This window comes from Microcoleus sp. M2_D5, assembly GCF_036701935.1.
In the GTDB taxonomy this organism is placed as follows: Bacteria; Cyanobacteriota; Cyanobacteriia; order Cyanobacteriales; family Microcoleaceae; genus Microcoleus.
On the sequence record NZ_JAUBRP010000025.1, the window covers coordinates 1 to 19217 of the forward strand.

Annotated in this window: 19 protein-coding genes; 4 read left to right on the forward strand and 15 right to left on the reverse strand. The window is 44.4% G+C overall.

Annotation, left to right across the window (positions count from 1 at the left end):
- Positions 1-202 precede the first annotated feature (202 nt).
- From QUA50_RS12930 to QUA50_RS12970, 9 genes are all read right to left on the reverse strand, one after another.
- Complete coding sequence (locus QUA50_RS12930; RefSeq protein WP_333264698.1) at positions 203-970, reverse strand: ATP-binding cassette domain-containing protein; 768 nt, start codon at positions 968-970, stop codon at positions 203-205.
- Between the two features lie 236 nt (positions 971-1206).
- Entirely contained in the window at positions 1207-2085 is an 879-nt protein-coding gene (gene glyQ, locus QUA50_RS12935; protein ID WP_190660228.1) for a glycine--tRNA ligase subunit alpha, read from the reverse strand.
- Between the two features lie 127 nt (positions 2086-2212).
- On the reverse strand, positions 2213-2500 hold the full coding sequence (locus QUA50_RS12940; protein WP_333264697.1) for an NfeD family protein: 288 nt from the start codon (positions 2498-2500) through the stop codon (positions 2213-2215).
- Positions 2501-2594: 94 nt separating this feature from the next.
- Complete coding sequence (locus QUA50_RS12945; RefSeq protein WP_172191372.1) at positions 2595-2882, reverse strand: NfeD family protein; 288 nt, start codon at positions 2880-2882, stop codon at positions 2595-2597.
- A gap of 1076 nt (positions 2883-3958) precedes the next feature.
- Positions 3959-4429 (reverse strand): GNAT family N-acetyltransferase, encoded by a 471-nt coding sequence (locus QUA50_RS12950; RefSeq protein WP_333264696.1) that lies wholly within the window; start codon positions 4427-4429, stop codon positions 3959-3961.
- Between the two features lie 57 nt (positions 4430-4486).
- Positions 4487-5125, reverse strand: a complete 639-nt coding sequence (locus tag QUA50_RS12955; protein WP_333264695.1) for a type I restriction endonuclease — start codon at positions 5123-5125, stop codon at positions 4487-4489.
- Positions 5126-5168: 43 nt separating this feature from the next.
- Positions 5169-6218, reverse strand: coding sequence for a DUF1611 domain-containing protein (locus tag QUA50_RS12960; RefSeq protein WP_333264694.1), 1050 nt, complete (start codon positions 6216-6218; stop codon positions 5169-5171).
- A gap of 80 nt (positions 6219-6298) precedes the next feature.
- Entirely contained in the window at positions 6299-7060 is a 762-nt protein-coding gene (locus tag QUA50_RS12965; protein ID WP_333264693.1) for a Uma2 family endonuclease, read from the reverse strand.
- A 31-nt stretch (positions 7061-7091) separates the two neighbouring features.
- Positions 7092-8171, reverse strand: coding sequence for a dipeptide epimerase (locus QUA50_RS12970; protein ID WP_333264692.1), 1080 nt, complete (start codon positions 8169-8171; stop codon positions 7092-7094).
- A gap of 121 nt (positions 8172-8292) precedes the next feature.
- Between QUA50_RS12970 and QUA50_RS12975 the strand changes: the two genes are divergently transcribed.
- Together QUA50_RS12975 and QUA50_RS12980 are read left to right on the forward strand one after the other, a co-directional pair.
- The gene (locus tag QUA50_RS12975; protein WP_333264691.1) at positions 8293-9006 is read left to right on the forward strand and encodes a hypothetical protein; all 714 of its coding nucleotides are present in this window, start codon (positions 8293-8295) and stop codon (positions 9004-9006) included.
- Between the two features lie 48 nt (positions 9007-9054).
- A complete protein-coding gene (locus QUA50_RS12980; protein ID WP_333264690.1) occupies positions 9055-9501 on the forward strand; it encodes an NADAR family protein in 447 nt (148 codons plus the stop codon).
- Between the two features lie 453 nt (positions 9502-9954).
- On the opposite strand, the gene QUA50_RS12985 is transcribed toward QUA50_RS12980, so the two are convergent.
- Entirely contained in the window at positions 9955-10659 is a 705-nt protein-coding gene (locus tag QUA50_RS12985) for a hypothetical protein (protein WP_333264689.1), read from the reverse strand.
- A gap of 205 nt (positions 10660-10864) precedes the next feature.
- The gene (locus QUA50_RS12990; RefSeq protein WP_333264688.1) at positions 10865-11281 is read right to left on the reverse strand and encodes a hypothetical protein; all 417 of its coding nucleotides are present in this window, start codon (positions 11279-11281) and stop codon (positions 10865-10867) included.
- Positions 11282-11506: 225 nt separating this feature from the next.
- Here QUA50_RS12990 and QUA50_RS12995 point away from each other — a divergent pair, with 225 nt between their 5' ends.
- Positions 11507-12145, forward strand: a complete 639-nt coding sequence (locus QUA50_RS12995) for a Uma2 family endonuclease (protein WP_333264700.1) — start codon at positions 11507-11509, stop codon at positions 12143-12145.
- 115 nt (positions 12146-12260) lie between these two features.
- Positions 12261-13601, forward strand: coding sequence for a 16S rRNA (cytosine(967)-C(5))-methyltransferase (locus tag QUA50_RS13000; RefSeq protein WP_333264687.1), 1341 nt, complete (start codon positions 12261-12263; stop codon positions 13599-13601).
- Positions 13602-13851: 250 nt separating this feature from the next.
- Here QUA50_RS13000 and QUA50_RS13005 read toward each other — a convergent pair whose 3' ends face one another.
- The 4 genes from QUA50_RS13005 to QUA50_RS13020 all read right to left on the reverse strand — a co-directional run bounded on the left by QUA50_RS13005 (position 13852) and on the right by QUA50_RS13020 (position 18916).
- On the reverse strand, positions 13852-16437 hold the full coding sequence (locus QUA50_RS13005; RefSeq protein ID WP_333264686.1) for a penicillin-binding protein 1A: 2586 nt from the start codon (positions 16435-16437) through the stop codon (positions 13852-13854).
- A gap of 239 nt (positions 16438-16676) precedes the next feature.
- Positions 16677-17687, reverse strand: coding sequence for a chlorophyll synthase ChlG (chlG, locus tag QUA50_RS13010; protein WP_333264685.1), 1011 nt, complete (start codon positions 17685-17687; stop codon positions 16677-16679).
- 263 nt (positions 17688-17950) lie between these two features.
- Positions 17951-18073 carry a hypothetical protein gene (locus QUA50_RS13015; RefSeq protein ID WP_333264684.1) on the reverse strand — a complete coding sequence of 41 codons (123 nt, stop codon included), beginning with the start codon at positions 18071-18073 and terminating at the stop codon, positions 17951-17953.
- Between the two features lie 138 nt (positions 18074-18211).
- Positions 18212-18916 carry a helix-hairpin-helix domain-containing protein gene (locus QUA50_RS13020; RefSeq protein ID WP_333298720.1) on the reverse strand — a complete coding sequence of 235 codons (705 nt, stop codon included), beginning with the start codon at positions 18914-18916 and terminating at the stop codon, positions 18212-18214.
- Positions 18917-19217: the final 301 nt, after the last annotated feature.

Genomic DNA, 19217 nt, shown 5'->3' on the forward strand with positions numbered 1-19217 from the left:
CTGGTTATTAAATGGGATCGAAAAATCAAAAATAAAGGCAATGCTATTTTATCCGGTTTAGCTGCGTAGCAGCTTAGCTGACTGTATCTCTAGCAATCCTCAACAACTTGTAAACTTCTCTCATTCCCTCTTATCTTCTCTTTCTCTGCGCCCTCTGCGCCCTCTGCGGTTAAAACATCCAAATTAATTACGCAACCAGAGTTCACCATTCTTGTTGGGCTTCAGCTTCAGCTTGAATTAAATTTTCCCGCAGTTGCACCCAATTTATTTGATGAGAGGGCAAATCTTCGATGAGCTTTCCGCGCTGCAAATGGAGAATTCGCGTGCTAAATTGCTCGGCTAATTCTAATTGATGGTTTACCATTACAATAGTGGTTTTGCCGTTTGTTAGCTGTGTCAATACTTGCAAAAGGTGGGCGGCTTTTCCTGCGTCTAGGGCGGATGTTGGCTCATCTAAAAGCAAGATTTTTGGTTGTAGGATGATGCCGCGGGCGATCGCCACAAGCTGTTTTTGGCCTGTGGAAAGCTGGAATTCGCTGCGATTGAGCCATTCTTGGGGTATGTGCAGTAGTTCGATCGCCCCGCTAATTCTCTCAGCAATGTTTGATGCAGTCACGCCCCGCAGCTTCAAAGGATAAGCCAATGCTTCTCGCACCGACATTCCCAAAAGCTTGGATTCTTGGAGGATGAGGGTGATTTGTTTGCGGAGTTCGATCGCAGGTATTTGTCGATATTCTGTATTTTCCAGATAAATCGAGCCGCTGGTGGGACTGCTGAGGCGATTTAGCAGTCGCAACAGCGTTGTTTTGCCGGCACCTGAAGGGCCAACAATTGCCACGCGAGCTCCCTTGTGTACCTGAAACGATATATTTTCCAACAAATAACTGGAGGCGATCGGTGTTTTCAAACTAACATTATCAATTCGCAGTTGAGGATTTATTTCTGTATTATTGTCTGAACAATTAGGCATTTAATTAATTAAAAATATGACCTTCGTGGAACGGGCATCTTGCCCGTTCTTAAAGCAGGCAATATCCCCACTCCACAATCCAACTCACTCTTTGTGGAACGGGCATCTTGCCCGTTCTTAAAGCAGGCAATATCCCCACTCCCCAATCCAACTCACTCTTTGTGGAACGGGCATCTTGCCCGTTCTGGAAGCAGGCAAGATGCCCAACCCCCTACTCCCCACAATCCAACTCAAACTCAAACTTTTACAGCTTTTTCTAAAGGAAAACCCAGCTTTTCGCGCTGTTCCAAATAAAGCTGAGCAACTCGCCGCGCCAAATTGCGAATTTTGGTGATATACCGAGTTCTTTCCGTTACCGAAATCACGCCTCTAGCATCGAGTAAATTAAAAGTGTGAGAACATTTTAACACATAATCAAGACTCGGCAAAACCAATCCTTTTTTTGTCAATTGTTCGGCTTCTTGCTCGTACAATCCAAATAGAGTAAACAGCAATTCTGGATTAGAAGCTTCAAAGTTATAAGTACACTGTTCTATTTCTCCTTGCAGGTGAACGTCGCCGTAAGTAATGCCATCTTTCCACTGAATTTTCGTCATCGCATCGACTTCTTGGAGATACATTGCGAGGCGTTCGAGTCCGTAGGTAATTTCAATAGATACCGGGCGACAGTCAATGCTACCGCACTGTTGAAAGTAGGTAAATTGGGTGATTTCCATACCGTCGAGCCAGACTTCCCAGCCGACGCCCCAAGCTCCGAGGGTAGGAGATTCCCAGTTGTCTTCTACGAAACGAATGTCGTGGTCTTCTGGGCTAATTCCTAATGCTCTGAGGGAGTCTAAATAGATGTCTTGGATGTTGGGAGGAGAGGGTTTAATTAAAACTTGATATTGATAGTAATGTTGGAAGCGGTTGGGATTTTCGCCGTAGCGTCCGTCGGTAGGGCGGCGACAGGGTTCGATGTAGGCGACTGACCAAGGTTCGGGGCCAATTGCTCTGAGAAAGGTGTGGGGATTCATGGTTCCTGCACCTTTTTCAGTGTCGTAGGATTGGGCGATCAGGCATCCTCGATCGCTCCAGAATTTGTTTAAGGTGGCAATAACTGATTGAAAGTTCACTGGTTTAAATATGGTTAGCGAGTGTCTCAACTTATTTAAGCATACTAAAGGCAGGGTTTATTTGCATAAACCCTGCCGAAATCAGATATGGGTGTGAAAAGTTAGGCAGTTTGGATCGAGTTATGATTTAGTCTGCAGGAGCCAGGGAAACTAACAGAGTGATGTTGTCAACGCCGATGACATAAACCGTGTCTCCAGGTGTGAGGGTGATTTGACCATCGCACCGTGCGGGCCACCAGCTACCTTGGAAGCGGACGCGACCAGTTTGATTCGGGTAAATCGATTCATCGACGACAGCTTCTTCGTTGAAGTAGTTAAAATTGGTGTTGATGTAGTTATCCATTAAGAGATTGTTTTCTGTGCTGTAGGTGTGAGGAGAAAAAATAGAACCGAAAGCTTTTACTACGTTAAACATTTTGTTGACTCCTTTTGTGTTAAAATATATGGAAGTTTAATCGGCTATTGATGCTATTTTAAAGGTTGCATTTCCTGGTTGTTCATGCTCTGATTTAGTCTGCAGGAGCGAGGGAAACTAACAGAGTGATGTTGTCAACGCCGATGACATAAACCGTGTCTCCGGGTGTGAGGGTGATTTGGCGATCGCACCGTGCGGGCCACCAGCTACCTTGAAAGCGGACGCGACCTGTTTGATTCGGGTAAATCGATTCATCGACGACAGCTTCTTCGTTGAAGTAGTTAAAATTGGTGTTGATGTAATTTTTGATGAGCATATTGTTAGCTGTGCTGTATCCTTGGGTAGAGAAAATCGAGCCAAAAGCTTTCACTACGTTGAACATGATATTTACTCCTGTGGTGTTAAAATATATGGGGATGTGTAATTCTCGGTTTATGCTATTTGAGAGGCTGCATTTCCTCAGTTAAGATTGATTGATTGCCTTGATATTTCATTGTTCTTGCCTTCAGTGGTTTGATCGGGATAAAAGGCAAAGAATTTTTGAAATTTTGAGGGGATTTGAGAAGCGGTTGCAGGGAGTCTAAATCCAGTAATTCCGAGGTAGTGAATAAAGGATTTAGTGTTGAGCAGTTGGTGGGATTTACCTTAAGGGTAGATGTGGTTAGCTACATTAGAGATTGGCTGATTCCGCATTACTACTGCTGTGAAGATGTTTTATTTTTGGGTTGAACTTTGGGGTTGAGTTTTTTGATTGGGTTGTGACTCACTTGCTTTACACTTACTAATTTGCCAGGAGTCGAATATCTTTGGGGCGATCGCCAGTCCACTTTCCGAGTCTGGTACTGGCACATGACACTCCTAAACCCGCAAACAACGATTTTCTAAAGGTTTTTGCCTAAACATCAGGCGGTGGGCTGTGCCAATTTAGCTAACTGGACTACCGCAAACGGTGAATTATGAACTTACGCAGTCTCGATCTGCCAATCCGGAATATCCATAAATATCTAGTCCGTGACTTACGCAGCAAACCGCTAAAAACCAGGTTTCTGACACCCTGTGCGCCATTAGGAGCCCGTAATCGGATCTGTGATACAAGCAAGTAAAGTTGGACACTAACCCGCCCTCCCCATGCGATGTTGATTTGTACCTACCTATTTAGGCATAAAAAATAGGCGATCGAGACTGATATCAAATCCGGCAGCATCGTCGGGCGTAAAATCCAGTCAACAGTCAAAAATCACCGATCGTGCAACCGGACTCGATTGGATTCATCTGCGTTAATCTGTGTTTATCTGCCCTCATCTGCGGTTAAAAAAAGAAAATTTGTTAACCGCAGATGACAAGGGATTGACGCTGATTCACGCAGATATCGATCGCACCCTGCGATCGCAATTATGGAACAGGTCGAACTTAAAATCAATTCATAAATTCAGAATCTTAAATTCATAAAAGTCATAATTATAGAGAACCTGCTTGATACTGCATAATTGTTACAGGAATTTTGAATAAAGTTTTAGCTACTTGAGACAAACCGAACTTGAATTTAAGCGACTGCGGCAATTCTTGTACGGAAACTTCTGTGAATCCAAAGCGAGTATAAAATGATGCGAGTCGCTTTCCCAAACATTCTAAATATAGCGGTTCTGTGGCTTGTTGAATTAAATATTTTGTGAGGTAGCTTCCCAAACCTCGATCGCGCCAATCTTTCGCCACCACCAAACTGCCCAATTCTTGCGCGCCCGCAAATTTCCGCAACTGTCCGCAAGCTGCCAATTTCCCACCGCATTCGATGACCCAGAATTGCTCCCAGCGCAACTGAGTTGGATCGAGTTTGGCGCTCCACACTAACTTTTTAATTGACCTCGTATCTTGAGCTGAGGCTGGGCGAATGGCGCATCCAGACGGCAACGAAAAAAAACTTTCATTCATTATGATTTCAGTTGGCTTTCTCGTTTGGCTTTGGCTTTCAACATCCTTATTATATATTTAAGTAGAAGTGCTGTAACTAGAAATTATACCAGATAATCGCTTCAAAATGCGAAATACTTCGTAAAAGTCATTAGCGCGATCGATTACGAACTCATAAGATAAAGCGTACTGCGAAGTGTCTTGTTTAATCAATTTGATAAATCTGAAGTTGCTGCCATTTGTCAGAAGCCCAAAAGTTGGTCTGTCTGGATTTGGGTTGCTCAACATATAACAAAGTAACTGGGGAAGTCCAGCTTCAAGGGAGTATTGCGATCGCTTCCCTTCGATCGCAACAATCCAAAAAGATTCAATTAAAAGCAGAATATCAATACTTCCCCGGACAAGTATACCTTCATCCACTGTGACAAGTTCCACGGATTTTTCGGCCTCTATATGAAAGGGATTCAAGTATAAATCTGCTAAAAATAGCAAGGGAGCCAGTACCACCATTTTTACGGTATCTTCTATCATGGGGTAGTCGGCACTGTTAGCATAGCCAGCCTTTACTTTGTCTAAATATCGCTTTTCTTCATCAGTAATTTCTGGTAAATCGTCAATCCACTCCCGGAAGAATTGCTCCTCTTCTGCAAGTTGGCACTTAAATTTTGTTTTGACATCGCGCAGTGTCAGTGTTTTTGCTTGAAAGGTTTGTGTCATAGTTTTATGTAATGATTTGCTGGTTGGTGTTAATTGTAGCGTATCAACTGTCGATCGCCTCCCACAAAACCTCCGCGCCAAACCTTACCGGATCGGTACAAGGCAACCCTGTTTCTGCTTCAACTTCAGCTATTGCTAACAGCGCATCTGCCTCATTTAAGTGATGAGTGTTGAGGGCGATCGCGCTCACTTTTCCCCCTGCAAAAGCACCCGCAGCAGCGGCCACCATTTCGTACAATTCAACCACTTTTGATAATTTGGGAATCGATACGTGCGGGTGATTGCGAATGCTAGTTTGTCCGGCTCGGTGCGCTAAAATTAAGTGAGTTGGCTGCGAACCCCGCAACAGCGGCAGAGTCGCCGTCGAACCCGGATGCAATAGCGAACCTTGCCCTTCTACGTGCAGAATATCGCATTCCGAACCCAATTCGATCGCCATTTGTTCGACAGCACCCGCGGCGAAATCAACTCGCACTGCATCCAAAGGAAGGCCTTCATTTCCGATCATTAAACCAGTTTGTCCCGTTGCCAAAAATTTGGAACGCAAACCCCGCCGCAAGCAAGTGCGATTGAGTTCCAGACTGGTTGACATTTTGCCAACACTCATATCTGTGCCGACAGTTAATACGCGGCGACAACTTAATTTAGCGGCGGCGGCAGATGCGATCGCACCGACAGATTTCGGTTCCTGACGCACGTCCCAAATCCATTGATTTTCGGTTAAAGGAACTGTTATCAAAGGTGCAACTTTCGCGTGCAAACCGTTGACAACAGACAAACCTGCTGCTACCGCTTGATTAATTTCTGGCAGCCATTCTGCAGGCAAAACACCGCCGGAAGGAGCGATACCAATTAGCAGAATATCCGGCGCAAATTCCAGTGCTTCTGCAACGGAAGCAACTATCGGTACTTGTTGAGGAAGGCGAGTTAATTCAGATAAAGATTGTCCGGCACATTGGCGGTCTATTACTGCTACAATTGGTGCTTCGCTGTAGCGCAAAAATGCTAAACCTGTTTTGCCGGAATTGCCGATAATTCCCTCGTGCAGCAGGATAGCAACTTTGCCATTTTTGATCGGATAGTTTTTAGTCATTGATTCACTTTTGAGACGGTGATTTTAGATTTTAGGTTCAATCTAAAATCTAAAATCTAAAATCTAAAATCGATTGGGTGTTAGCTGTGATTTTGGTTCAGGGTAAGATCGTTCGGATCTTCTCCCAATTCTCGCAATCTGGCCTCTAGTCGCGAGGCTCGCTGGCGTTCCTGTTCGGCTTGCTGTTGAGCTGCTTCCTCCGGCAACAAAACTAAATTGCCAGATTCATCGAAAAAACGCACCCAAGTTGCTGTTTCTCGATCGACAATTCCTTCCCAAGTACCCAACCAAAAACCTAACGTTTCGCACCACAGCCAACCCCGCTCGTTGGGCACTAACGGCTGATAGCGCAGGTTGGCATCTAAACGCCATCCTTGCAAAGAATTCGGATCGAAAGGATCGAAAACAAAGTAATCAGGAGTTCTAAAAACCTGCTCGTAAATATCCTTTTTTTTGCCTGTATCCTGATTTGCCGTTGACGGCGACAGCAGTTCCACAATTACATCCGGGTAACGTCCGTTTTCTTCCCAAACTACCCAGCCTTGTCGGGAAGTATTGCTGTCTACACCCAACACAGCGAAAAAATCCGGGCCTCGAAAATCCTGATTCCGAACCTGTTTAACGCTGTAATAAATAAACATATTCCCACCGACAAAAAAATCGTTCCGGTTAGCTAAACCTTGTTCTACGGAACGGATTAAAACGGTCATTGCTATACGGTGGCGGTTGCTTTCCATTTCTGCACCATCATCAAAAATTAAATCAGTCGGCGGTTTATGTTCTTCAAAAAAAAGTTTGGCTTCTCTATCAATTCCCTGTCCTATTGATTCTACTGGTATCATACTATCTCCAGATTTATTTTGAGCGATACTTCTATTCTACAATCTCAATTCGCTGCACTCCCAATCCCGATCGCCCGTTTGGCAGCAAACACCCATTTTCGACGATCGCACCTGTGAAAGGATCGTCTAATAAATTTAAGTGACTGTCCAAATCCAAATAGTCAGCTAGCGGTGAAAGTTGTGCTGCTGCTGTATTTGCGATCGCGCTATCTGAATAGCAGCCGAACATTACTTGCAAATTGCAGGCTTTTGCTGCGTGAATCATCCGCATTGCTTCAGTCAATCCGCCTGACTTCATCATTTTGATATTGATGCCGTGGACGCAGTGCGCTAACTTGGGTATATCGGAACTATTAAAGCAACTTTCATCAGCAAAAATTGGCAGCGGCGATTGACGGTACAGTTCTGAGAATTCATTCATATCTGCGAGGGGTGAAAGCGGCTGTTCGACATAATTTATATTGTATTTTTCCAGCCAGCGACACATTTCGATCGCACTGCTCAAACTCCAACCGCCGTTAGCATCTACACTGATTTTAATGTTAGGTGGTGCTTCGTCTAGCACTGCTATTAACATAGCTTTGTCGGCTTCGATTCCTTCGGGATTTCCTAATTTAACCTTAACGGCGCGGTATTTGATGCTTGCTGGATCTGTCGCATCTTTACCAAACCAATCGCGCACTCTTTCTCTCGCACCCGACGGCGAATTAATGCCGATTGTGACGGAGGTGGGGACGATGCGCGATCGATCTAATCCCCACATTTTCCACAGCGGCAAGCCTGCTTTTTTGCCCAGCCAGTCGTGCATTGCCATGTCTATGCCGGCGCGGGCGGCTGACGGTAAGTTGGCTTCTGTTAATACTTGTTCGATTTTTTGGCGATCGAACGGAGTAAAGTTTTCTAGCAGCGGTGCAACTTCCTGCAATGCGGCTAGCAGAATTTCGGTAGTTTGGGGCCGAGAACCTGTGGAAAAAGGCGATGCTTCTCCCCAACCTTCGATGCCTTCGTGTGCTAATTTTACCCATAAATTCGTACTTTGGGCTGTTGTACCGCGGCTGATGGTAAGGGCAAACCGCTTGCGGACAGTGAAAGTTTCAATTTGAACGTGCATTGTCAGTGATTGGTAATTTTTTGTAGATAAAAATCCGAGGGGACGGATTGCGCCGCTATTGCCATTTTTAACTTTTTACTTTATAGTTTGATTTTGCTTGTTCTAGTTTATCAAAAATTTGATGAAATTCATTATTTCTGTTTCGCCGAAGAGAGTTGCTTTCTCTCTCAGCATTTGGGTGCTCTTCTTTGCTGTTGCTGGTTGCATCGTACAAGTTCTGCGCTACGGTTTTAACTATAAAGAACGCTGGATTAGTTTGTTTAACTTAGACCAAGAAATAAATTATCCTTCGTGGTACTCGTCATTTACTTTGCTGTTTTGCGCGATTTTGCTAGGTATTATTGCTAGTGCTAAGAACAAGGAGGGCGATCGGTATTTTGGACACTGGAAAGCGCTGGCGTTCATCTTTGTATTTTTTTCTTTAGATGAAATCTTGAGTGTGCACGAAATATTAATTATTAACGACTTGCGAAAAGCACTGGATTTAGGGGGGATTTTTTACTTCATTTGGGTAATTCCGGGGGCGATTTTTGTTGGGGTTACTGCGCTGGCTTATCTCAAGTTTCTCCGGCACCTACCCCGGAAAACAAGGGATTTATTTTTACTGGCAGGCAGTATATATGTCGGTGGAGCACTTGGCATGGAAATGGTTTGTGGCTATTATGCAGATGCGGTTGGCCAGCGAAACTTGATCTACGGTTTGTTGGCTTCTGTTGAGGAAATTTTGGAAATGGTAGGGGTGATAGTATTTATCTATGCCCTGCTGTCTTACATCGGTTCCTATCTTGAAACTGTTGATTTGCGGTTGAAGATAGTGGATAATCCACAGAGGTAAAAGTGACTATAAACCAAGATTATTAACGAAATTGAAATCGCAGACTTTATGGCTATCTACTTCTACACTACTGCCAGCGAATACGGCTGTTTTTCTAATTTTTCCAGTCATGGATTCGAGTTAGACGGAGAATATTGGCCAACTACTGAGCATTATTTTCAAGCACAAAAGTTTCCTGCAACGGCTGATTGCGACCAAATTCGCCAAGCAAAAACGCCGAAAGATGCCGCAAAAATGGGGCGCGATCGCTCTCGTCCCCTCCGCAAAGATTGGGAAAAAGTAAAAGATGATATCATGAGAAAAGCCGTACTCCGAAAATTTGAAACTCATGCCGAAATTAGAGAAATTTTACTCGCTACTGCGGATGAGGAAATAGTCGAAAATTCCCCAGTTGATTACTATTGGGGTTGCGGTAAAGATGGCAGCGGCAAAAATATGTTGGGCCAGATTTTAATGGAAGTAAGGGAAATATTGCGAAAACGCACGTCAGAGTAAAACAGAACTTAAATTTCCCAAACTAAAGCAGGACTTATTTAATCCTAAGTCCTGCAATGCTCGTCAGCGAGCATTTCCTCAATTTTCTTAAACACTGAACTCATAAATCGGCATGAGCAACTGTCAAAACTTGTGTCAATCTCGTCGGGCTGTTCTAGTAGAGGGTTTAGCCTCTCCTCAGAGACTGCGAAGCAGGGGAAACGGTAAAAACCCTGCACCACTTTTTTTGTTTTAACAACTACTCTCAACCGGAATTAACTTTTATGGTCGCAAGTACAGCATGGTTAGCCCGTCGCCTCCCGGACACCGTTCCCCTAAGGTTGGCGATTCACAGGTAAAACAGCAAAACACCTGTTCTGGTTAAAGTTTGTTTTTTATTTATGCTGTATCTTTCTATTGTGTACGATTTGTGGAAAGTGTCAGCAGTGCTACAGAATTCTTTACATTTGTGATTTATTTGGATACAATCGCGCCACTCTGTCGCAGTTGCTGTTGAATTTTGTTAAATTCTTTCTGTTCTGCGCTTAGCAAACTATTGTCGATCGGCGATCGCATATCCCACTGCAATTCGGACAATAACAACAAACAGCCGGCCATAATTATTCCTGTGGTTAGATATTGCCAAGGTGCAACAAATGTTAATAGAGGTATGCTAAATAAATGAGTTAGTCCAATCAGGAGAAAAGTGCGCGATCGCAAACCGAGTCCCGTACAAAAATAGCCGATCGCGCTCAACCCCAACCACAAATCGCAAAGGTGCAGCAACAAACCTCCCCAACCGGCAAAAATACTGCAATCGGTCAGAACCAAACCAGTTATCATCAAAATCGCCCAACAGTAAAGAATCCAGCTAACTCGCTCGACTCTTACCCAAAACAAAGTCAAAACAGCCATTCCCGCAGTGCCAATTAGAGTCAAAGTTGACCACAAAATCGCCTGAAAGCTCCAACTGATGGGGACAAACTGAGCGGTGAAAAAAATCCCCCCTGTCACCAAACCCCAAAGCAGAAAAGTTTGGTCGATGCGGGTATAAAATCCTGAGAAAAGAGTAATATTTCCAATTTGCCAGCGGAGTTGCAACAGGCCTTCGCGGTCTTGTACGTCGAGATGTTCCTGTTTGCAGCGGATTAGGGGTTCGGAGGCGTTGAAAAAGGTCATCCAGTGTTGGGGAAAGCATGAAGTTTTGTGTATTGTAACAAATCTTAAAGCATATTTTTGAGATTTTTTCTTGTTCCGAGGCTCTGCCTGGGGACGCAGATTTGGAGGCTCTGCCTCCGGCGAGTCTAAGACTTGCGAGGCTCTTCAAGAGTGATATCGGCTCCCAGGAAGAGACTGGGAACCGGTTAATCTGCTGATTAATTATTTATTGTGCCTGCTGTTCACACCACAGATTCAAAATTGCTTGCCACTCCAGCAGTAGCCTTTTTGCTTCTGTCAAAAGGATCTCTGTGCTTCCTGGTTCTGCATCTTCTCCACCTGTGGGCCATAGTTCTGTAATTAATATACGGTCGGTATAAAGTTCAACATCTATACAATTGCCAGTCACTTCAGTTACTTTTACATCCCTCATATTTTTGCTACATTCAATTTTCTCAATAATTTCTAGGTATATTTGTCCTTTCGTAGACCGAGCTTCTTCAAGAAAAGCTGCTAGGAGATAACTCCGAGGGGGTAATTCTCGATCGAAAATAGCGATCGTTTGTCCGCTATAAGGAAACAAAGGGCGACAGACGAGTTTTGCTAGAAATTCCCATCGAAGAACGCAACTTATTAGAACCATTGGTGTCAACAAAACCAGAATAAGTAAAACAGGAATTACGCACTCCGACAAAGAAACCGGGTTTTTTACCTAATCTGCCGATGGCAACGAAGTCTTTTCGTGAAAAACCCGGTTTCTGGGCCCCATGCCTAAGTCCTATAAAATAGGTATAAAATATAAATTGATGCTACTAGCAATGGAGTCATCCCCATGACAGCAACAATTTCCACTCAAACTTTGCCATAAATCATCTACCCAGACAGCGACGGAAAACCCAGTTATGACAATACCAAACAGTTCCAATTAATCGTAAAAATTCAAGGCGGAATAGATGCCTTATTCAAAGACAACGAAAATGTATTTGTAGCAGGTGATTTGCTGTGGTATCCCGTCGAAGGAGATAACAAAACTCGCCAAGCACCTGATACTATGGTAGTCTTTGACAGACCCAAAGGTGACAGAGGTTCCTACCAACAGTGGGTTGAAGATAATATTGCCCCGCAAGTTGTATTTGAAATCATTTCCCCTGGCAACCGCATGGGAACAATATTTAAGCTTTTTAAGTTTTACGATAATTATGGGGTTGAAGAATGTTATTTCTACGATTTAAAGGATAATGAGTTAATGGGTTGGGTGCGAAGTGACGGAGAACTCAACTATATTGAATCAATGGAGGGTTGGGTAAGTCCGCGTTTGCAGGCACGTTTTGAAACTGCATCGGGAGACTTGGAAATTTATCGTCCTGACGGACTAAAGTTTTTGTCTTATGTGGAGTTGTCAAGACAAATGGAACAAGAACGACAGGAGAAAGAGTTAGTACAGCAAAAAGCCGATCGCCTTTCAGAAAAACTCCGAGAAATGGGCATAAATCCAGAGGACATTTGAGATTATAATAGTCCTCGAATCACGGGCGATCGGAAAATGGGTTTTTCACCGAATCTGCGGGCTGTAACGCGTCTTATCGTAAAAAACCCGGTTTCTAGGTCTCCATATCTTAACCATGCAAAATCCCCGCCAAATAGCTTTTCTCGCACTCCGCGAAGTCCACCGCCGCGGTGCATTCGCAGATGCCGCACTCGATCGCGCTTTCAGCAATTCTCAACTCAACGACCTCGATCGGCGTTTAGTGACAGAATTAGTTTACGGTAGCGTCAGGAGAATGCGATCGATCGACTTCATCATCGACAAACTAGCCACAAAGAAATCCTCCCAACAACCGCCAGAACTCCGCACCATCTTACATTTAGGCTTATATCAACTTGAATATCTCAACCAGATTCCCCCCTCCGCCGCCGTCAACACCACCGTTCAACTAGCAAAAGAAAACGGCTTTTCAGGACTCAGCAGTTTTGTCAACGGTTTGTTGCGCCAATACATCCGTTTAACCGATAGCGACTTAAACCCATTAACAGTTACGAATTATAAATCAACTGTCGAACGACTAGGAATTCTGCACAGCTTCCCCGAATGGCTGGTAAAATTGTGGATCGAACAAATAGGCGAAACGGAAACAGAACAACTATGTGAATGGTTCAATCAATCCCCCACAATTGACCTGAGAATCAATCCCTTAAAAAGCTCGATCGCCCAAATCGAAGCGACCTTCAAATCCCACAACATTAGCGTTAGCAGAATCCCCAACTTGCCGCAAGCATTAAGACTAAATGGCAGCATCGGCGCAATTCAAAACCTCCCCGGATACAGCGAAGGTTGGTGGACAATCCAAGACAGCAGCGCTCAATTAGTCACCCATTTACTAGCGCCCCAGCCAGGGGAAACTATTATCGACGCCTGCGCCGCGCCGGGGGGAAAAACCACCCACAGCGCCGAATTAATGCAGGATACAGGCACTATTTATGCCTGCGACAAAACCGCCAGCAGACTCAAAAAACTTAAAGCAAATGCAGACAGACTCCAGATGAAATCGATTAAAATTCATACCGGAGACAGCCGCCATTTCCCAGAGTTTGTTAACCTCGCAGACAGAGTTTTACTAGACGCACCTTGTTCCGGCCTCGGAACCCTCCACCGCCGCGCCGACGCCCGCTGGCGCCACACCCCGGAAAACATTCAACAACAATCTCAACTGCAATCGGAATTGCTAGCAAATGCAGCGACATTTGTCAAGTCCGGCGGCGTATTAGTGTATGCAACTTGCACAATTCATCCCTTGGAAAATGAAACAGTTATTCGATCGTTCTTAGACAGCAATCCTCACTGGCAAATAGAACCGCCAACAATTGATTTACCCGTACAGCCATCACCCGAAGGATGGGTGAAAGTGTGGCCGCACAGACATCACATGGACGGCTTTTTTATGGTGAGGCTAAAGCAAGATTAGATTCGTAGATTTTGATTTACCGCCCGGAGTGGGGCGGGTTTATGAGATTATTGGTTTTAGGCGATTATTGTTGGTGAAACCCGTCCCTACGGGTGGCAATTGTTGGTAAAACCTCACATCTTGCACCATTCTCAAGAACAGGCTTTCCGGCCTGTTCCACAAAGAGTGAATTTTCTTCTTGTGGAACAGGCCGGAAAGCCTGTTCATAAAAAGCTTATTGAGAATGGTGCAACATCTCAGTAAAACCCGTTTAATATCCAGGTTCTTGATAAGCAGGCTCTTCATAAGCAGGTTCTTGATAAGCAGGCTCTTGATAAGCTGGCTCTTGCGGTGGGTAATACTTCGGTTCAGGATGAGGATTGTAAGGTACGATCGCACCATCCTCATTCACAATCATCCCCCGAATAATCCTCTTAGGCTCCACTGGTTTAGCCTTAATACTGCCTTTGCGGCCCTCCAACTCCGGCAACTTAGGAAACTTCTCTACCGGCATTCCCTTAACAATTTGACTCATAAAATCGCGCCAATTGTAGGCCGCCGTACCGCTAGTTCCCCAGGTGGGATAATTATCATCATTTCCCAGCCAAACTCCAGTCACAACCTGTGGAATGTAACCAATAAACCACAAATCCCGGACATTTTCCGAAGTACCAGTTTTGCCTGCTACAGCGCGATCGTTTAAAGCCGCAGGCCCCCCCGTACCGTCTTGCACCACACCCTCCAACATCCAAGTAGTAATCGCAGCACTATCCTTATCCAAAACCCGCTTCGGTTTAAAATTAGCCTGATAAATTACATCTCCCCGCTGATTAATTACCCGCTTAATTCCGTGGGCTTCAATAAAATTCCCTTGCGCGGCTAAAGTACCGTAAGCATTGGTTAACTCCAGCAAATTCACCTCCGAAGAACCCAAAGCCAGGGAATAAATCGGACTCAATTTAGACTTAATTCCCATATCGTTGGCTACTTTGATCGCCGGTTCAAAGCCCACATCCATCAACACCTTCACAGCTACGACATTCACCGAACGCGTCAAAGCATCCGAGATCGATCGCCAACCGCTAAATTTTTTGCCATAATTATTCGGTTGATAGCCGTCGATAATAATTGGTTCGTCTTCGTAACCGTCATAGGGAGAAAAACCAGCAGCCATAGCTGCGGCATAAACCAACCCTTTAAACGTCGATCCGGGCTGCCGCAAAGCCTGCGTAGCGCGATTAAATTCACTTTCCTTAAAACTTCCACCTCCTACCAGGGCCTTAACTTCCCCAGTCTTAGTGTCCATTGAAACTAAAGCGGCCTGTTCAAAACCCTGACGGCGGCCGTCAACTTCGATCGCATCTTTAACCACCTGTTCCGCTATTTTCTGCCACTTCAAATCCACCGTCGTCTCAACAGTCAAACCGCCCGCTTCCAAAGCATCCTGAGAAACATAGCGCGGCAATTCCTTCCGAATGTAACTAGCAAAATAAGGTGCGACTACTTTAAATCGCTTCGGCGGACTTGGTTTAACCGCGATAGGTTCCGCCATCGCCTCCTTCGCCTGAACCTCTGTAATTACCTTCGCTTCCTGCATTTGTTGCAGCACAAGATTGCGGCGTTTCTTAGCAATATCGGGATTAACTAAAGGCGAATATTCGCTCGGTGCCGGGGGCAAACCCGCCAAAGTTGCCATCTCTGCCAAAGTTAATTTATCGACTGTTTTGCTAAAGAAAACCAACGCTGCATCTGCCACTCCGTAGGCATCTGAACCCAAATAAACCAGATTTAAATATCTTTCTAAAACTTGCTCTTTACTCAACTCACGCTCAATTTTTTGAGCTAAAAGAGCTTCTCGAACCTTCCGCCTAATACTTCTTTCCTGATTGAGAAAAACAACGCGAGCCAATTGTTGCGTAATTGTACTGCCGCCCTGCACTAAATCTCGCGCGATCAAATTAGAAACAATCGATCGCACAATACCTTGATAATCCACCCCGCGATGTTGATAAAAACGGCGGTCTTCTATGGCAATAAAAGCTTGAACCAAGAGTTCGGGAATTTCTTTAAGTTTCAGTTTATCTCTAGTTGCAGGCCCCGACTGCAACAAAATCGTATTATCTGCTGCCTTAATTGTCAGCGTTCCGTCGCGGTTAAACGCTGACAAATCGTTAACATCTGGCAAACCTTTGTCTAAGGTGTACAAAATCCATAAACCGTAGATTAAAGCGCCCCCGCCTATACTGGCCACACCTAAACTTATCCAAAATCTAGGGCGGCGGGGGATACGTTTTTTAGTTTTTTCCTGCGGTGCGCTATTTTCCTGCGGTGTGCTATTTTCCTGTAGTTCCGTATGTCTCTGCAGTTGGGTGTTTTGCGATTCGCTCTTTTCCGGCAATTCGCTACTATCCGATTTTTGGGGTGATTTAGTTCCCAGCAAACTTAATCCCGGCCCCAACAATTCTTTTCCCTTGGTTTGCAAGCTGGTAACTTGAGGTTCAATTTCCAACCAAGCAATTAAGCGCTTCAACCCTTGCCAATTGCGTTTGACTATTGGATATCGAGCGTATTCTGGCTCTAAATATTCTGACTCTAAATATTCTGACTCTAAATATTCTGAGTCTAAATATTCTGACTCTTCTAGAGATGCAGCATCTTCTGATACCACATACTCCGCTCGCTCATCCCTTGTCCGTGTAGAAAATTCCGCCTCGGATTCCGGCGAGTTGAGCTTATTGCCCTTCGCAGCCTTCGGCGGTTCTCGATCGGAATTACCGCTTATTGCGTTAGTGACTTTGCTCAATGTATCTTTGATATTTGAGAAAAATTCTGCCACGATCAGACCTTCAAACCTCATCAAGTCCGATTAAAAATTAAAAATTAAAAAAGCTAGCCTTCTTCAATTCTTAATTTTTAATTCGACATTTTTTCTTGAATAACACGCTGCCTTGAATTAGATTTTTTGAATTAAAAAGTTTTTAATTCACAACTCAAAATTCAAAACTTTTCTTAAAGCTGCAGAGCTTGGTATTTTTTTGAGAATTGAATTAGATTTTTTTAATTCAAAATTTTTTAACTCAAACCTCAAAACTCTGCTTAACTCGCATGACCTAGTGCCAAGGCTGCTACCAGCATACCCAAAACCAGGAAAGGCTGAGCACTTGCCTGATATTTAACATCATTTTCCAGGGGATTTCGCAAAAAGTACATATCCTGAAAAGTAATTTGGGGAATTATCAGCAGCAGCAGAATGACAGCGTAAAGGTTTTGGTGGATGCCGATCAGGTAGCCTGCAATCCCAGCTTGAAAGATGTCGATCGTCAACACGCAAATCCAAGCTGCAGTGCTGATGCCAAACATCACTGGTAAAGATTTTAACCCTAATTGCCGATCGCCCTCAACACTTTTGAAATCGTTGACGATCGCAATTCCCAGACCTGCCAAACTGTAAAACAGGGTCAAGATCATAATGGTGGGATCTAGTGTACCAAACAAAGCTTGACCCGCCCACCAAGGCAGGGCTATGTAGCTAGCACCCAGGGCATAATTTCCCAACCAGCCATTCTGCTTGAGTTTCAGCGGTGGCGCAGAGTAGATATAAGCTAGAAACGCGCCGCCGAGAGTCAAAACAGTCATTGTCGGGAATTCATGACCCGCCCACAAGTCTAGAGCATAAGCCACCCCAATGCCAGCGGCTAACAATACCAAAATTTGCGTTACTACTTGGGGAATCGAGATAATCCCGGAGGGAATCGGACGGTAGGGCTCGTTAATGGCGTCGATGTCGCGATCGTAAAAATCGTTCAAAGTTTGAGTGTACCCGGTCAGCAACGGCCCTGACATCAACATACAAGCTGCTGCTATCGAGAAATTCTCTAGGTTCCAAACATAGTTTCCCGAAGACGCAGCCCCGCACACCACGCCCCAAATTAGGGGAATCCAGGTAATCGGTTTCATCAATTGCAACCGAATCTTCCAGATGGAAGTTTCCCCGCTAGCGGCCCCTTTCATGCCCAACAGTTGCCTAGTTTTGGAACTGCGGTTTTCGGTAGCAGCACTTTCCGGTGCAGATTCTGGGGAGATTTGGGATGGAGGAGAGTCAGACATAATTTGATGTTAGTGGTACTGCTACTATTGTGTCGTTTTGCATTTCAATAATAATTCAGATAGCTTACCACTGATATTTAAGGCATCTTCTGGAAAACTTATCCCTGGTTTGGAGTTGATGCTAGGGAAAAGTAGGAGTTTCACAATATATTGAAATATCATTATTTTGTCTAAATGTCAAGAGGATAAATACTTTTTTTTATTATTTCGCGCTTGCCCGCCTGCGGGGGGAGATTTTTGCCAGCCGGTGCATTTAATGTCAATTACCAGGAGGCGATAGAGCTTTTTTGCCATACTACCGGCAACTTTTCCACAGTGGTTTCAATCCATCTCTGGTAGTCTGTCTCATACAATTTCTGTCTGTCAACTTCTAGTTTGGTCGCCATAATATTTTTTAGTTGGGCGGGGGCGGGTTTACGAGACTATGGGTTTTAGGCAATTCTTGTTTGTAAAACCCGCCCCTACAAAGCCCTCCTCGCATATTATTGTTTTTTTTGCTCTCTTTCTTACTTAACAACTGCAAATTAACAAATATGGCGGTATGAATCAAAAGGCAATCCCGTCCGCCGCTTGACTTCGACAACTGATTTGTAAGCGCCTTTTCTCTGCCTTTCTCTAACTATTTTTTCCGCAACATATCGATCTAAACCGCTGGCGATTAACTCTTCGGGCGAAAGAATATTTAACCGTTTCCAAGTAAACTGAAATTCTTTTTGATAATTGTAGCTGAAGCAAATCATCGGGGCGATGCGTCTGACGTGACTTTCGGGAACTCCGGCTATTTCTGACAACTCTTCGGCGTGGGTAAAAATGTAGCCTTCGTTTTGCAGAGATTCAATATCGTTAGCGTAGACGATCGGCAAACCCAAGATTCTCACCATATCGTCTTTGGTACACTCGTTAATATCTATTTTGCCGCGCACGTTTGCCAGTTCTTCGGCATTCGTCGCACTCGCCGGAACCAGTAAACCTCTGGGTGCGGTTTTGATGAGATAGCGCTTTTTCAAACTAAAAGCAGTGACAATTTGAGCGATCCAAACGATCGTACCCAAATTAACTGAAGAAGATACCGCTAGTGCTGCTAAAGTAATCGCAATACCCCATCCCATCCAACTGCGAATATTTGACTTTTGGCCTGCATAGGCGATCGCCAATCCGCCGAAGTAGGGAATAAAAGCATACCACACCCAGTTGGGAGTTTGACGCAGCCAGTATAAATCTTGAGACACTTTAATTTTATCCTTAAATAGTTGCGATCTCACACTTACTTATTTCACTCCCACTTTTTTAATAGCGGGCTTTCTTCTTCCTTCTTCCTTCTTCCTTCTTGCTTCTATCCGTTACATCCGTTACATCCGTTACATCCGTTACATCCGTTACATAATCCGTTGCCGAACTTCCTTCTTCCTTCTATCCGTTACATCCGTTACATCCGTTACATCCGTTACATCCGTTACATCCGTTACATCCGTTACATCCGTTACATCCGTTACATAATCCGTTGCCGAACTTCCTTCTTCCTTCTATCCT